The following is a 16,167-nucleotide window of genomic DNA, read 5'->3' on the forward strand; positions in this document are numbered from 1 at the left end:
TAAAAAAAATCGTATGTTCAGAACAATATTTCAAAAACTAACCCAACCTACCACACTGATTTATTGGTGGCAAGATGCAGTTGTAATGATTCCAAGAGTGATTTGCGGTTACCTGCTCACTGTTGAATTTGGATCGCCAAAATTTGGTTTGCCTTGGTCACCTGAAGATAACAATTTGAATTTGTTTGAAGTGGCTTTTTGGTTTCCGAATGATGTAGCGGAATACGGTGGCATCTTTGCTTTGTTCCCGGCATTTTTTGCATGGATGGGCGCGTTTTCAGAAGGAATCGGTGGCATTTTATTGTTGATTGGATTTCAAACCCGAATCGCTTCTTTCTTGATTATCTGTACAATGTTAGTCGCTATGTTCATGCAACAATGGCAACAAGGAATGTGGAACATGTTGCCAGCCATGGGATTTTTGTGGATTGGAATGTTCTATCTCATTTTAGGTTCAGGACGATTTGGCATTGACTATTTAGTGACTAAAAAAACTCAGAAATCATGAAAAGTGTTTTTGTATTTATCATTAGTTTATTGATGTGCAGTTGTGTTCAAAAAACGTACAAGCGAATTGTAGTAGTTACTTTGGATGTGTCTAAAGTTGATAACATTCAGTCGGTTGGAATTAGAGGAAACGGTCAACCCTTGAGTTGGGAAACGGATTATCCGATGCAAGAAATAGTCAAAGACAGTTTGTACAAAGCCATCATTACCACTGAAACTGGTTATTTATTTGCAGAAGGAAAATGTACAGTGAACGGCAATTTTGAATTGCAAGACCAACCCAATCGCAGAATTAATTTTGACACTAAAAACGACACTACTTTTGTTGATTTGGTGTTTGATAAAGAATAATGATTTAATATGTATTAGATGCAAAAATCATTTTTTTTTGCCACGAATTCACGAATTTAACAAAGTTGGTATTTGATTTATTCGAATATTCATCTACGATGAATGGTTTTTTTTAAAAATAAATTTAAATTATGATTCGTGAATTCGTGGCAAAAAGTACTATTTCAAAAACTAAAATTCAATATAAAAAACGAATTGTTATTGTATTTGCGAACTCATTTAATTCTAGACAGGTTGAACAACTATTATTTAACTTGATTTTTTAGGAGATAATAACCGTAAAAAGCTAAAGCGAGTTCGCCGAAACATCCGAAAAGTAATAGTGACGACGGAATTCCATCAACTGCAAAACTAATCAAACGACCGAGCGCCAAACCCAACATAAAAAGGATATTGGAAATTGTGGCTGCTTTCCAATAGTTTTTTTGGATCAACGCCAAAGACCAAAAAGAAGCAAAAGCCAAATAAATTCCCATAATGGCTTTGTACACATTGTGCTCGTCAATAGAGTTGGGTTGGATGTCGAAAAGTAAATTAGGTTGAAAACCGTAAACCAAAGCAACTGCAATTACAATTGGAATGGATATGTAGAAATGAAGATTTTGAACTATTCTATTCATAACGAATCCAAAAGTACGAAAAATAGCTGTTGAAATGGATTGCCTAGCCCTGATTGTAGTGGAAAGCTTTTTGTGAAAAAGGCTTACAATTTTTAGGGTTTCAAAGCGACCAAAGGAAGCTCTTGAAACCCTATTAAATTGTTGCTTTTTGAATAAAAACTTGGAGCGGAAAGCGGGATTGGCTACAAATTATCAATCTCGCCTTGCACGACTTCCCATTCTTCGAGCAGTTTATCCAACTCGGATTTCTTTTTGTTGTAGGCGATGAAGAAATTGGCGTCTTCGATGTGTTTGTCGTAGTTGGAAGCCAAGGCTTTGTCGTCGTTTTGAATGTCTTTTTCGAGTTGTTGAATTTGGCTTTCAATTTTGCTCAGACGGTTTTGTAACGACTTGTTTTTCTTTTGATCTTCGTACGATAGTTTGTTGTTGGTATTGGTTTTGGCTTCTTCTTTGACAACGTCTTTTTTCTCTACTTCGCGCATGTTTTCGAGATTACGCTGTTCGAGGAAGAAGTTGATATCGCCCAAATATTCTTTGATTTTTTGGTCTTTGAATTCGTATACAATGTTGGACATTCCTTGTAGGAAATCACGGTCGTGCGACACTAAAAGCAATGTTCCTTCGTACTTTTGAAGTGCTGCTTTGAGTACGTTTTTCGACTTAATATCAAGGTGATTGGTAGGTTCGTCCATCACCAAAACGTTGATGGGTTGCAACAATAATTTACACAAAGCCAAACGATTGCGTTCGCCACCCGAAAGCACTTTCACTTTTTTCTCAACATCGTCACCACGGAAGAGAAACGAACCTAACATATCGCGCACTTTGGAACGATTGGTATCGGTTGCGGCGTTTTCCATGGTTTCGAGCAATGTGATTTCGCCGTCTAGATATTCCGCTTGATTTTGAGCAAAATAACCGACTTGAACGTTGTGACCGAGTTTGATTTCGCCTTGGAATTCGAATTCGTTGACTATGGCTTTAATGAATGTGGATTTCCCTTGACCGTTCTGACCGACAAAAGCGATTTTGCTTCCGCGTTCGACTAGAAGAGAAATATCTTTAAGGATGACTTTATCGCCGTAAGCTTTAGTTACATTTTCGGCTTCGATGACCACTTTTCCTGGAACTTTTGAAACGGGAAACGAGATGTTCATGACCGAATTATCGTCTTCGTCGACTTCGATGCGCTCCACTTTATCGAGCTTTTTGATGAGCGATTGCGCCATCGAAGCTTTGCTGGCTTTGGCACGGAATTTCTCGATTAGCTTCTCGGTTTCTTCGATTTTCTTTTGCTGGTTTTTTTGGGTAGCGAGTTGTTTTTCGCGGATTTCGTGACGTAATTCTAAGTATTGAGAGTACGGTTTATTGAAATCATAGGCTTTTCCGAGGGAAATTTCGATGGTGCGATTAGTGACGTTATCAAGGAACATTTTATCGTGCGAAACAATAACTACAACACCAGGGAAATTGCGTAAAAAACTTTCGAGCCAAATGATACTTTCGATGTCCAAGTGGTTGGTTGGCTCATCGAGCAAAAGAATATCGTTGCTTTGTAATAATAATTTTGCCAATTCGATACGCATGCGCCATCCACCCGAAAAGGTATCGGTTTGATCGTTGAATACTTCACGTTTGAAACCTAAACCGAGTAGGATTTTTTCGGTATCACCTACATAATTGTAACCGCCGAGTAATTCGAAACGATGGGTGTATTCGGATAAATCTTCGATGATTTGGTTGTATTCTTCACTTTCGTAATCAGTACGAGTGACTAAAAGATGGTTGATTTGCTCTAATTTTTTTTCAACGGCTTTGATTTCGGTGAAGGCTTCATAAGCTTCTTCGAGTACGGTTCGGCCGTGTTCAAAATCGATGTCTTGGCGAAGAAAACCCATTTTGACTTCTTTTTCAGTTGCTATTTGACCTGAATCGGGTTTAAAATCGCCTGCTAAAATTTTAAGCATGGTTGATTTTCCAGCTCCGTTTTTTCCAACGAGACCTACTCTATCGCCAGCGCCGAGCCTGAAAGTTACTTCTTCAAAAAGATACGTACCACCAAAAGAAACCGATAAATTATGAATATTAAGCATAGAATTTGTGACAATTGTTACATTAGAAACTTCCTTAAAGATTACCTTTGTAGAAAATTTTTGCAAATGTTAAAAAAAGGAACCGTAATAAATAGTATTTTAACAGGAAGTTGTCCTAAATGTCAAGAAGAAAGTATGTATGTGGAAAAAAACCCATACCAACTGAAGACTTTATACAAAATGCATGAAAAATGCAGTCATTGTGGAACCGTATATAAAATTGAACCGTCGTTTTTTTATGGTGCCATGTATGTGAGTTATGCTGTTTCGATTGCGTTTGGAGTTGCATTTTTTGTGATTACTCATTATTTTCTACAAACGAGTTTACCCGTTTCTTTCATTACAATTGTTGCAGGATTAATAGCATTAATGCCAGTTATTGCAAGACTTTCTAGAAACATATACATCAATCTTTTTGTTCATTTTGATAAAGATTGGAAAAACCATTCTTAAATCGATTGATGTTGACATAAGAATCGAGTTCAACCTGATGCTCTATATGTTCAAATAACATTTTAGCCATTGATGGAGCCAACATAACACCACGTGTACCCAAACCGTTGAGTAGGTGTAAATTTTTATGTATTGGATGAGTTCCGAGCATAGGTTTTCTGTCTTTTACAGTTGGACGAACACCAGCATAATGGTCGAGTACTTCAAAATCACATTGAATAAGATCACGGAGTTCTTTTAGTAATTCATCTTTTCCTTCTTTAGTAGGTGTATTCGTTTTGTCCGTCCAATTGTAAGTTGCACCCACTTTGTACAAATCGTTTCCTACAGGCAATACAAAAATGGAAGTTTTAATAATAACATCCAAATCCAAATTAGGCGCTTTAATAAGCAATAATTCACCTTTAGCTCCGTCAAGCGGCAATGAATTGAAAAATGGATTTAAAAGCATTCCAAAGCCTTCTGCGAAGACAATGTGTCGTGCTTTGATGTCTTTATACTGAACAAAGTCATCATGGAAAATAATTTCGCTGTGCTTGAATGTTTCTTTTACATAGGAATTGTTTTTTGAAAGGTAGTTGATGTAAGAATCGATTAGCAACTTGGTGTCAACATAGCCAGTTCGCAAAACTTCACCATAACCATAAGGCGAATCAATAGAACTGTACTTTTTATTTACAATGGTAGTTGAGAGATAATCGGTCAAACCGAGTTTATCGGAAGCAGTAAACCAATTATTTTGTTCTTCAATTGAAAAGTATTTTCGAAGTAGCGGAATTTTAATATCAAATTTAACATTAAGTTTTTGTTCCAATTGTGAATAAAATTCATCTAACAACTTGAGCTGTTCTTTGGATTGCCAAACTTCAGTAAATCGTTTTAGAATAACAGGATTGTACAAACCTGCAGCAACATACGAAGCTTTTTGCGAATCATCATTGAAAACAACAATCTGCATTCCATTAGACAAAGCAGTTTCTGCAAAACAAATCCCACCCAATCCTGAACCAACAATAATATAATCGTACATAATAAAATGGAGCAAAAAAAAACTCTCACCAAAGGTAAGAGTTTTTTATATTTTGAAAACTAAATATTAGTAGTTCCACATGTCTTGCTCGAAATTACGAATCTTCTCTTTTACTCTTTCAGATTCTAATAATTGCATTTGAGCATTTTCTTTCATGTAATCCTGAATGGTTCTGTCACCGTAAACATTTTCCTCTTTGTAAATCACTCCATTAAAACGCCTTGAATTTAATAAGTGATCAAATGAAATTGGCATCGCCGAGTTTTTATCATTGAACGACTTGGCTTCGTGCAATACGTCTCTTATTGCAGGGAAATATACCCAAAACAATTCGATTGCATCTGTATTACCTTTAGCTTTATCTCTAGCTTCTGTTGCAATTGGACAAATAGCAAGCAAACGATATTTCAATTCACTTTGACGTTTGTCAAAATACCAAAAACCTTTTATTTTGTATCCTGAAACATCTTTGGCAGTTAAATCTGTAACATTGATAAACTCTTGAGATAAAACTTTTGCACCTGATTTGTAGTCTTCGTAATAATTATTAATCTCATCTTTACCAGCATCAGTTGTATCAATATATTTAAAAACTGATTCAATATCTTTCAACGTTCTTTTTGAATTAAAATAGTCATCACCATAAACCTCAGTAATCTTACCCTCTTTGATTCCATTCAAAAGCACTTGAAACAATGATCTTCTTTCTTTTCCAACAAAAGCAGTATCTACTGGATAATACAAAGGAAAATTAATACGCTCATCTAAATCGATTACTTCCCACATGGTTTTACCCATAAGTACATCTCTGTCATGAACATAACCATAAGGAAGCGGTTTGTCGTTATCAGATTCTAATTGAGCCGCTGTCTTCTTACCAATCTCAGCTGGTGTTTTTGCGTTCAACAAATTAGATTGTGCAAAAGAACTATACGCTCCTAAGACACTAAAAACAACTAATAAAAGGTTTTTCAATTTCATATTATTATTATTTGTTATTTAAGTTATATCGATAACGAAAAACCTAAATTTTTATTGTATTTCGTAAATTGCTGGTGCAGCAGTCTTAACGTCAATTTGTCCTGAACCAACAACTTTTGATTTAATATCTGAGATAGTAATTTGATCACCAGCTTTAGCTCTTGCTAATGCAGCTCTACATCTACCATCAACTTTATTTCCATTTACAACAATAGAAGCCTGTCCAGGAACTTTCAAAACGAACTGTGTAACTTGAAATTGCAAATCATATAGGAAATCAGGCAAAACAGCAGAAATAGTAGAAGCTTCTAAACGAGACTTAGCACCTTTTTGAACACCTGTTGTACCACCGATAGCACCTTGAGGAGCCGGAATGTTTTTAATTCTAAACACTCTCTTATCTGAAACTGTCTTACCATCTGTCATTCTACCAGTAGCTGTAACTGTTACCTCTGTTCCTGCACCAGGACTAAGGTTATACTTACCTTTTGCTCCTGCTGGAGATAAACCGGGTGCAGAAGCTGTAACATTATTATCTCCAATACCAGCGAAAGAAATTGTCATTGGGTTTGGTAATCCACGATACACAACATTCATTTTGTCTGCGGATATATTTGCTGAATTTGGTCTAGGTACAACAACGTATTTCCCTTGGAAAGGTAACTTAATTGGCTTACCTCCTTCAATAAAGTTGAATGAACCTGATAAAGTTTGCTCACCTACGGCACCTGCAGTAGTAGAGATAACAGCTTGACCATTCTCTAATCTACCTGGACCTTGGAAACCTGTGAAATTAGCATTTGGATCATACTTACCAAGTACTACTTTACCTGTTACAGGTTCACCTTGGAAATAAACATTTTTATCTAAAGCAACAATAGCTTGAAACTTGCTATATGAAGCCTCACTAACAGCCGCTTTTCCTAAAGCAGAACTAATTACATCAGACTCCGCTTTTTTAACGTCATTTTGCCATGCTGACAATTTAGCTAAAGAAGCAATTGCAGGGAAACCTTTAAAGTGGTAATCCAAAAATTCAACTTTGATACCTTCTTTGTTCTTAACATCTGACAAATCAAATTTTGCATTTACTTCATTCAAAATTGGCGCATATTTTCTGTCAGACAAAGCCGCTTTCATTTCAGATGTATATGCTTGAATTGCAGCTATAACCTCTTTACCTCTTTTCGTGTAACCATCACCTGTAAACCAACTGTGATCAAGGTTATCAGCCTTATCCATAGATTCATAAGGCAATTTTCCGTCTTCCATTTCAACACCTTTCAAAACTTCTGATTTAAGTGTCCCGATGAAATCATAGAATTTTTTCGAAGCCGCTTCAACTTTGTGAGCCGTTGCTGCAGCAGCAATAAATTCTCCTTTTGCTTCAGATGCTTTTGTATCTAAAGCCTGCAACATAGACTCATTTGTAGTCTTAGCTGTGTTTGTTGCTCCTTCAAATCTTTCATTCATCAAGCCAAAAGCCGAAAGAACTTCTTTTGACATATTCATTGCCAACATTGCGATGAAAACCAAGTACATCAGGTTAATCATCTTCTGTCTAGGGGTTAATTTTCCTCCTGCCATTTTTTCTAATTAGTTTTTGAGTTAATTTAATTAAATTTTAGTTTAAAACTAATTATCCTTTGTTACTCATTGCAGAAAGCATTCCACCATATACATTGTTTAATGTAGACAAGTTAGAAGTTAAAGACTGCATTTGGTCTTTTAATTTTAAGTTGTTTTCAGCAACCTCATTGTTGATTTGAGCGTTTCTTTCAGCACTTTGTAATTGAGCTTGGTATAAACCGTTTAAAGCCTCCATTTGAGTTGCAGCTTTGCTCATTTCTTCTGCGTATTTCTTTTGACCTGCCATAGCATCTACAGTTGGAGATATTGATTTAGCAGCACCTTCAAAATTTCTAATACTATTTCCTAAACTTTCCATTAAAGAACTGTCAATTTTAGCTTCTTTAAGTAAGTTGTCTAATTTTTGAGATAATAAACCTTGAGCCTCTTTAGGATCTTCTTTTTTAGCAGTTTTTGGCTTAGCCTCACCACTTGCTAATTCTGGATATACAAGAGACCAATCAAGTTCTGCTGGTGGCGCTTCAAAAGCTGATAAAGCAAAGATAGCAGCCTCTGTTAAAAGACCAATAGTTAACATTACAGTTCCTGTTAATGGTCCTAGTTCAAAGTGAGCAATTTTAAATAAAGCTCCAATGATTACAACCGCTGCGCCCATACCGTAGGCAAAGTTCATTAGTTTTGGTGATAATAATGCCATAATAAAAAAAATTTTAGTTAGTTAAGTTAATATAATTAAAGTTAGTTAATTTTTAAAATTTAAAGTTTTACACGTTTACCGTTACCTGTAGTTTGTGTTCCCATGTAATCTTGAACCGTACGGAAACCAATGTAACTTCTAGCTGTATCTTGATATTCAAAATCTCTAGTTCCAACTTGCAAATAGTAAGAAACATCTTTCCAAGATCCACCTCTAACTACTTTACGTTTGTTAGATGTATCAGGCACATTTGGATTCATTGTAGAAACATATTCATATGAAGCCGGATCATAAGACGAATCAGTCCACTCAGCTACGTTTCCTGCCATATTATATAAGTTATATCCGTTTGGCTCAAAAGATTTAGCTTCTACAGTATAAAGAGCTTGATCAGCAGCATAATCTCCACGGTTTGGCTTAAAGTTAGCCATAAAACAACCTCTGTCATTTTTAGTGTATGGACCACCCCAAGGATACGTTGCAGATTCTAAACCACCTCGAGCAGCATATTCCCACTCCGCTTCAGTTGGAAGACGGAATGAATTAATCAAATCTCTTCCTTTTTTCTTAGACTTAATGTAAGTGTTTTTGTTTAGAGTTCTCCAAGCACAAAACGCCTTAGCTTGTTTCCAACTCACACCAACTACAGGATAGTCACCATAAGCCTGATGCCAAAAATAATCATTGTGCATTGGCTCGTTGTATGAATAAGCAAAATCTTTAATCCAAACTGTTGTATCAGGATAAACTTCTTGTTGTTCCGTTTTTATGAACTTACTTCTTTTTCCAACTTTAGCTTTAGCTGCAGCTTGAATATCCATCCAAGAATATCTGAATTTAAGTTTTTTCACATCAATAGTTCTCAAACCATTGTATGCTTCAGCAGCAGGCAGATACATTGAATCCATTACTTCAACGTAATACTCATCTGGGTATTTTTTTGTATCCGTAATTAATTTTACTTTTTTATTCAATCTACGACCCGCAAATTGATCATCATCCGTACCAACACTATAGTAGTTTTCATACATGTACTTGTCATAAGGAGTCATTTTTTCAGGATCTTGATCTGCAAAAGCAAAGTCTCCAATACTTCCTGAAGTTTTACCTTTGCCTCCTTTTCCTCCTGATCCTGGTTTTACACCAACTTCATCAGCAAGAATAGCCAATCTAACACGAATAGTAGAATCTTTCACCCATTCAACAAACTGACGATACTCACTATTGGTAATTTCAGTTTCATCCATATAAAATGATCTAACTGTTACCGTTTTGGTAGGCGCATCTTGTACATTAGCTAAATCATCATCTGATTTACCCATGATAAATGCTCCACCTGGAACTAATGTCATTCCATATGGTTTTTCTGGATGCCATTTTTTTCCTTTAACACCTACTAATTCACCTTTGTCGCTGGATTTTCCACAACTTATTAATAGAGTTAAAACAGATGCAAATGCGATGATCTTCTTCATATAATTTGGGTTAATTTTATATACTATTTTTAAGGCCGTAAACCTATTTATAATTTTTGAAAAAAACAATTAAAAATGTTTAAAATTTAATTTTGTCGATTCAAAACTACAATTTGACGATTCAAAACTACAATATTAATTATTTCGATAAAAATATTTTCTCGATAAAAAGCTTAAAAAATCGATGAAATGCATTTTTTGTTATTTTTTGTAATCTAAAATTTACATTTTATGTCTTTTTTTGCATTTCAAAGACCCTATAAAATATTTTTCCTTTGCGCCTTCCACCATCTTTCTGGAAACTCGTGATTACATGCAGCTAGATAATCCTCATGGGTGCACGGTAATAACGTATTCTTTTTTAATTTATTGTTAACATTTGTAAAAAAAGGTATTTCTATCCACCAACGCTCTGTTTTATTGCTTTTATAGAACACTATCTCATCATCTTCAAATGTAACAATATACTTTATATAGTCTTTTTTTGACCCAAACGGATACTCATTTGATCTAAAATGAACCCCTTCTATAAAATACCAAAGAATTTGTGAAATCAACACTGATTCTCCTTCAGTATCATTATGATTGAAAACTCCCAAACAAGAAACTTTGTCACTGATTCCTGCATAACGTGAAAGTGAACATATTTCCTTTCCATTGAAACCATTCGGTATAAACTTCTTACTATATCCTGAATCTGACGATTTAACCGAAGTCATATCGATACTAACTATATCTGCATCTCTAAAAACAGGTTCTGCAACAGTTATATTATTACAAACTTCACCCAATCGATAGGCATCAAAATACAATTTTTCAATTAAATCAATTTCTTCTTGAGAATTAAAATAAGTTTGATAACCAATATTACTGTAATTGAATAGATTGTTTGGCTCTTCAATAATAATTTTCGACAAATAGGAATCTTTAGTAATAACCTCTTCTTGTTTACCAATATCAAACTTGCTATCTATCGAAACTAAATTAACCATTTGCTCCAACTTATCATACGCTCTATACACAGCATAAGTTAAATCCTGAGTTCCTCCTATAATAATAGGTATGATTTTTTTCTTAATTAAACTTGAAACAATACTTTGAACCGCAAAATAAGTATCATCTAATGAATTACCAGACAAAACATCACCTAAATCGGCAATAGTAATTTCCCAATTTCCAGGAAACAACGAATAAAATTCTTTGCGTATATAATTTAAGTCTGTATCTGAGTAACTTGTGGAATCTCCTCTATTTTCAAGAACTCCAACAATACCAATTCTAACCTGATTAATATCGGGAAAATCAGCTTGTGTATGAAAGACCACTTTACTGCCTAGATGTTGGGTAGATAATTGATCTACAAAGTCGATAATTTCTTGAGAAACGGGTTCTAAAAAATCAAATTCCATTTATTACTTCTTTTTTGCAGTCGTTTTTTTGGCTGCTGTTTTCTTTGCAGCAGTTTTCTTCGCTGGTGTTTTTTTCTCAATAAGTTCTTTCACTTGGTCTAAAGTCATTTTCGAAGCATCAATATCTTTACTGAGTTCGATTTTGATTTTCCCCTTGGTAATGACCGAACGACCCCAACGAGCTTTCTCGACTTTAATTCCTTCCTCTTTCCAGTCGTGAATTACTTTATCAACTTCTTTTTGAAGTTTATCTTCTATCAATTCGTTTAAATCCGATTGAGAAAGACTATCGAAATTGTATTTTTTACTTACATTGATGAACATACCATTCCACTTTATAAATGGACCAAAACGACCTACTCCTTTTTGAATTGGCAAACTTTCATACGTTCCAATTGGAGCATCAGCTTGCGTTTTTTCATCAATCAATCCTTGGGCTATATCCATCGTTACATCCATTGGATCCATTCCTTTTGGCAGAGAAATAAATTGTTTACCAAAACGAACATAAGGCCCGAAACGACCATTATTTACTTCGATTTCTTCTCCTTTATAAGTTCCAATCGCTTTTGGAAGTAAAAATAAATTTAAAACTTCTTCCAAGGTAATGCTCCCAATATTTTGGTCCTGACGTAAACTCGCAAACTGTTTATTATCATCATCAATATCTCCAATCTGAGCCATTGGACCAAATTTACCTAATCGAACCGAAACTTGTTTACCAGTTTTCGGATCTTTCCCTAATATACGTTCACCACTTTCTCTTTCAGCATTTTTCTCTACATTAATTACATTAGGATGGAAATGATTGTAGAAATCGTTCATCATTTTTGCCCAATCCACATTTCCTTCGGCTATCTCGTCAAAATCTTGCTCTACTTTGGCAGTAAAATTATAATCCAAAATGGTTTCGAAATTCTTAACCAAAAAGTCATTTACAATAATTCCGATATCAGTTGGAACCAATTTACCTTTATCCGAACCCACATTTTCTGATAGAATTTGTGATTTTACTTCAGAATTCTTTAGTGTAAGTTGATTGTATTTCCTTTCCTGACCTTCAAAATTTCCTTTTTCAACATACGTTCTGGCAATGATAGTAGAAATGGTTGGCGCGTAGGTTGAAGGACGTCCAATTCCTAATTCTTCTAATTTTTTAACTAATGAAGCTTCAGTATAACGACTTGGTGGACGTGAAAAACGTTCAGTAGCAGTAATGTAATTGTTGGTCAGCTTTTCATTAACACGAAGCGCCGGCAACATTCCTTCTTGTTCTTCATCGTCATCATCACTTCCTTCAAGATATACTTTTAAGAAACCTTCAAATTTGATTACTTCACCCGTTGCTGAAAATGTTTCACTGTAATTATTAGCTTCAATTTTAACATTAGTTCGCTCCAATTCAGCATCACTCATTTGAGAAGCCAACGTTCTTTTCCAAATTAATTCATATAAACGAGCTTGATCACGCTCCACATTTACTGTATGACGCGACATATCGGTCGGACGAATGGCTTCGTGTGCTTCTTGAGCGCCTTTTGATTTGGTATTAAAACTTCTCGGTTTACTGAATTCTTTTCCGTAATAACTTGTAATTTCAGCTTGAGCTGCAGCCATTGCTTCTTGCGAAAGATTTACACTATCGGTTCTCATGTACGTAATGAGTCCGGCTTCGTATAAACGTTGTGCGATTTGCATAGTGATTCCAACAGGTAAATACAATTTACGTGCGGCTTCTTGTTGTAAAGTAGACGTTGTAAATGGTGCTGCTGGTGATTTTTTTGTTGGCTTGGTTTCTAGATCACCTACTTTATAGGTAGAACCAATATTTTTAGTTAAGAAATCTTCTGCTTCTTTTTTGGTAGCGAAGTTCTTTGGTAATTTTGCTTTGAATGATTTTCCGGCTTCATTGGTAAACTCGGCAGTAACACTATAAGATGCATCAGCGTTGAAATTCTGAATCTCTCTTTCGCGTTCTACTATTAATCGAACGGAAACCGATTGCACTCTTCCCGCAGACAAACCGCCTTTTACTTTTTTCCACAAAACGGGCGACAATTCGTAACCTACCAATCGGTCTAAAACTCTTCGTGCTTGTTGCGCATTTACCAAGTTATAATCGATTCCGCGTGGATTTTCAATCGCTTTTTGAATGGCAGTTTTGGTAATTTCGTGAAAAACGATGCGTTTGGTTTTGTTTGGGTCTAATTTTAATTCTTCTGAAAGATGCCAAGAAATCGCTTCTCCTTCGCGGTCTTCATCGGAAGCCAACCAAACCATTTCGGCATTTTTAGCTAATCCTTTTAATTTTGTGACCAATGCCTTTTTATCGGCAGAAACTTCGTATTTGGGTTTAAATCCGTTTTCAACATCAACTCCTATTTCTTTCGACGGTAAGTCGGCAATGTGGCCATAACTCGATTCAACTTGATAATCAGAACCAAGAAATTTCTCGATAGTTTTTGCCTTTGCGGGTGACTCAACGATTACTAAATTCTTTGCCATTTGGGATTTTTTTTGTTTTATTTTGAAGGATCAACCCTAGAGTCTCACGTGGCAAAAGTAGATGTTTTTTTTAAATTTTGGGTTTTTGAGAAAAAAATAGCGCCTATTTAACTTATTGATGTCTGATTTTTATCAAACATTTAGAGTACATCTTACTGTATTTGTATTTAAAAATAAATTTGATTTGATGCACTTCTTAGCCCCGATTGTAACGGAAAGCCCGGAGCCAAAAAAGCAAAAGTTACTTGGTGTAAAAAAGCGACCAAAGGAAGCTGTTTTACAGCATTAGAAACTTTGATTTTTTTGGTGAGGACTTGTAGTAAAAAGCGGGAATAGCTTCCAAATAAATGAATAAAATGAAATGACAACTGAAAATGCAATCTTATTTATTTGTTAAACATCATCTGCCATCTTGTCATATTTTACAATTTAGTATTATCTTTGCAATCCGATTAAATCGAAATTAGTTACATGGAAAAAGAAATTGACGAAAAAAAGCAAGGAACAAGTCTTATTTTAGAAGAAAAGGCAGAAAACACAAAAAAACTTTTTATAGAAAGTTACGGTTGCGCTATGAATTTTAGTGATAGCGAAATTGTAGCTTCCATCTTGACCGAACAAGGTTACAATACCACACAAAATCTTGAAGAAGCCGATTTGGTGTTAGTAAATACGTGTTCGATTCGCGATAAAGCCGAACAAACCATTCGCAAGCGTTTGGAAAAATACAACGCGGTAAAACGCAGCATCAATCCGAGTATGAAAGTGGGCGTTTTGGGCTGTATGGCCGAGCGTTTGAAAGACCAATTCTTGGAGCAAGAAAAAATTGTGGACATGGTAGTTGGACCGGATGCGTACAAAGACTTACCCAATTTATTAAAAGAGGTAGAAGAAGGTCGAGATGCAATTAACGTAATTCTCTCGAAAGAAGAAACCTATGGCGACATTGCGCCGGTTCGTTTGAACAGTAATGGTGTAAATGCTTTTGTTTCGATTACGCGAGGTTGTGATAATATGTGTACGTTTTGCGTAGTGCCTTTTACCCGCGGACGAGAGCGCAGTCGTGAGCCACAAAGCATCATGGAAGAAATTCAAGATTTGTGGAACAAAGGGTTTAAAGAAGTGTGTTTGTTAGGTCAAAACGTTGACAGTTACCTTTGGTACGGCGGCGGATTGAAAAAAGATTTTGACAAAGCTACGGAAATGCAAAAAGCAACAGCAGTTGATTTTGCTCAATTACTAGAACTATGTGCCATTCAGTTTCCGAAGATGCGTTTTCGTTTTTCAACTTCAAATCCGCAAGACATGCACGAAGAAGTATTGCATGTAATTGCGAAATACCACAACGTTTGTAACTACATTCACTTACCGGTTCAAAGCGGAAGCACACGTGTTTTAAAAGAAATGAACCGTCAGCACACGCGTGAAGAATACATGGAGTTGATTGATAAAATTAAACGTATCATTCCGGATTGCTCGATTTCGCAAGACATGATTAGTGGATTTCCAACTGAAACCGAAGAAGATCATCAAGATACATTATCGCTGATGGAATATGTAGAATACGACTTTGGATACATGTTTGCCTATTCGGAACGACCAGGAACATTGGCGGCTCGAAAAATGGAAGACGACGTTCCGGAAGAAGTAAAGAAAAGACGATTACAAGAAATAGTTGATTTGCAACAAATTTTAAGCGAAAAAAGAACCAAACGTTTCTTAGATCAAACGGTTGAAATTTTGATTGAAAAAGAATCAAAAAAATCAAATGCTCATTGGTCAGGAAGAAACTCTGAAAATGTGGTTACCGTTTTCCCTAAAGAGAATTATAAAGTTGGCGATTACGTTTTGGTAAAAGTGAACGACTGTACAACTGCCACTTTGATTGGCGAAGCGGTTGGGTATAGTGACATGCAATCCAACTAATAAATATATGGAAAAAGAAATCACTATAAAGCCAAAGTATGAACTGAAAGAATATTTTAAAGTTAGTTTATACATAACAGCAAGACATCCATTATATACTCTGTTAATGGTTTTCTTTGGTCTGATGATACTATCCGTTTTAGCTATATTAATTTTAGGAATATTGGAAGGCACTAGTGACCTTTTTTCGCTTTTAGATCCTACTTATCTGATTTTTATAATTTGGCCTGCTCTTGTTATTTTTTTAACCTATATAAAAACAAAAAAGGCATTGGCAAGCCCAAGGTTAAAAGAAGATATAATAATAAAGTACAACAAAGATTTTTTCCAAGAAATTGGTGAATCATTTGACATTAAATACTTTTGGAAGGATATTAAAAAAGTAGTTGAAACAAAAAAATGGTTTCTCATATACATACAAAGTAATCAAGCCAAAGTAATCGTAAAAAAAGATTTAAATGGAGATGAATTCAAGGATTTAAAAGAGCTTTTTAAGTCATTAACAATAAAAAAATCATTAAAGTAAATAG

General features: G+C 35.2%; 14 protein-coding genes. 5 read left to right on the forward strand and 9 right to left on the reverse strand.

Going from position 1 to position 16,167, the window contains the following annotated elements:
- The first annotated feature begins 13 nt into the window (after nucleotides 1-13).
- Together VK161_RS05810 and VK161_RS05815 are read left to right on the forward strand one after the other, a co-directional pair.
- Nucleotides 14-508: a DoxX family protein gene (locus VK161_RS05810; protein ID WP_324213819.1), complete on the forward strand. Its 495-nt coding sequence runs from the start codon at nucleotides 14-16 to the stop codon at nucleotides 506-508.
- Nucleotides 505-858 (forward strand): hypothetical protein, encoded by a 354-nt coding sequence (locus tag VK161_RS05815; protein WP_324213820.1) that lies wholly within the window; start codon nucleotides 505-507, stop codon nucleotides 856-858. Before VK161_RS05810 ends, VK161_RS05815 begins: the two co-directional genes overlap by 4 nt.
- A gap of 245 nt (nucleotides 859-1,103) precedes the next feature.
- On the opposite strand, the gene VK161_RS05820 is transcribed toward VK161_RS05815, so the two are convergent.
- Together VK161_RS05820 and VK161_RS05825 are read right to left on the reverse strand one after the other, a co-directional pair.
- Nucleotides 1,104-1,478, reverse strand: a complete 375-nt coding sequence (locus VK161_RS05820) for a DUF4345 domain-containing protein (protein WP_324213821.1) — start codon at nucleotides 1,476-1,478, stop codon at nucleotides 1,104-1,106.
- 182 nt (nucleotides 1,479-1,660) lie between these two features.
- Nucleotides 1,661-3,571, reverse strand: coding sequence for an ABC-F family ATP-binding cassette domain-containing protein (locus VK161_RS05825; protein WP_324213822.1), 1,911 nt, complete (start codon nucleotides 3,569-3,571; stop codon nucleotides 1,661-1,663).
- 66 nt (nucleotides 3,572-3,637) lie between these two features.
- On the opposite strand from VK161_RS05825, the gene VK161_RS05830 reads away from it, so the two are divergent.
- The gene (locus VK161_RS05830; protein WP_324213823.1) at nucleotides 3,638-4,024 is read left to right on the forward strand and encodes a DUF983 domain-containing protein; all 387 of its coding nucleotides are present in this window, start codon (nucleotides 3,638-3,640) and stop codon (nucleotides 4,022-4,024) included.
- Here VK161_RS05830 and VK161_RS05835 read toward each other — a convergent pair.
- The 7 genes from VK161_RS05835 to topA all read right to left on the reverse strand — a co-directional run bounded on the left by VK161_RS05835 (nucleotide 3,978) and on the right by topA (nucleotide 13,711).
- The gene (locus VK161_RS05835) at nucleotides 3,978-5,054 is read right to left on the reverse strand and encodes an FAD-dependent oxidoreductase (protein ID WP_324213824.1); all 1,077 of its coding nucleotides are present in this window, start codon (nucleotides 5,052-5,054) and stop codon (nucleotides 3,978-3,980) included. The two genes, VK161_RS05830 and VK161_RS05835, sit on opposite strands and share 47 nt — an antisense overlap.
- 66 nt (nucleotides 5,055-5,120) lie before the next feature.
- Nucleotides 5,121-6,035: a gliding motility protein GldN gene (gene gldN / locus VK161_RS05840; RefSeq protein ID WP_324213825.1), complete on the reverse strand. Its 915-nt coding sequence runs from the start codon at nucleotides 6,033-6,035 to the stop codon at nucleotides 5,121-5,123.
- Nucleotides 6,036-6,086: 51 nt separating this feature from the next.
- Nucleotides 6,087-7,622 (reverse strand): gliding motility protein GldM, encoded by a 1,536-nt coding sequence (gene gldM / locus VK161_RS05845; protein WP_324213826.1) that lies wholly within the window; start codon nucleotides 7,620-7,622, stop codon nucleotides 6,087-6,089.
- Between the two features lie 52 nt (nucleotides 7,623-7,674).
- Entirely contained in the window at nucleotides 7,675-8,322 is a 648-nt protein-coding gene (gene gldL, locus VK161_RS05850; protein ID WP_324213827.1) for a gliding motility protein GldL, read from the reverse strand.
- A 59-nt stretch (nucleotides 8,323-8,381) separates the two neighbouring features.
- Nucleotides 8,382-9,797, reverse strand: a complete 1,416-nt coding sequence (gene gldK / locus VK161_RS05855) for a gliding motility lipoprotein GldK (protein WP_324213828.1) — start codon at nucleotides 9,795-9,797, stop codon at nucleotides 8,382-8,384.
- Between the two features lie 257 nt (nucleotides 9,798-10,054).
- Nucleotides 10,055-11,206, reverse strand: coding sequence for a formimidoylglutamase (locus VK161_RS05860; RefSeq protein ID WP_324213829.1), 1,152 nt, complete (start codon nucleotides 11,204-11,206; stop codon nucleotides 10,055-10,057).
- A gap of 3 nt (nucleotides 11,207-11,209) precedes the next feature.
- The gene (topA, locus tag VK161_RS05865) at nucleotides 11,210-13,711 is read right to left on the reverse strand and encodes a type I DNA topoisomerase (RefSeq protein WP_324213830.1); all 2,502 of its coding nucleotides are present in this window, start codon (nucleotides 13,709-13,711) and stop codon (nucleotides 11,210-11,212) included.
- Between the two features lie 471 nt (nucleotides 13,712-14,182).
- Between topA and miaB the strand changes: the two genes are divergently transcribed.
- Nucleotides 14,183-15,637 (forward strand): tRNA (N6-isopentenyl adenosine(37)-C2)-methylthiotransferase MiaB, encoded by a 1,455-nt coding sequence (miaB, locus tag VK161_RS05870; RefSeq protein WP_324213831.1) that lies wholly within the window; start codon nucleotides 14,183-14,185, stop codon nucleotides 15,635-15,637.
- A 7-nt stretch (nucleotides 15,638-15,644) separates the two neighbouring features.
- Complete coding sequence (locus tag VK161_RS05875) at nucleotides 15,645-16,163, forward strand: YcxB family protein (protein ID WP_324213832.1); 519 nt, start codon at nucleotides 15,645-15,647, stop codon at nucleotides 16,161-16,163.
- Nucleotides 16,164-16,167: the final 4 nt, after the last annotated feature.

This window comes from Flavobacterium sp. (assembly GCF_035299245.1).
Taxonomy (GTDB): Bacteria; Bacteroidota; Bacteroidia; order Flavobacteriales; family Flavobacteriaceae; genus Flavobacterium.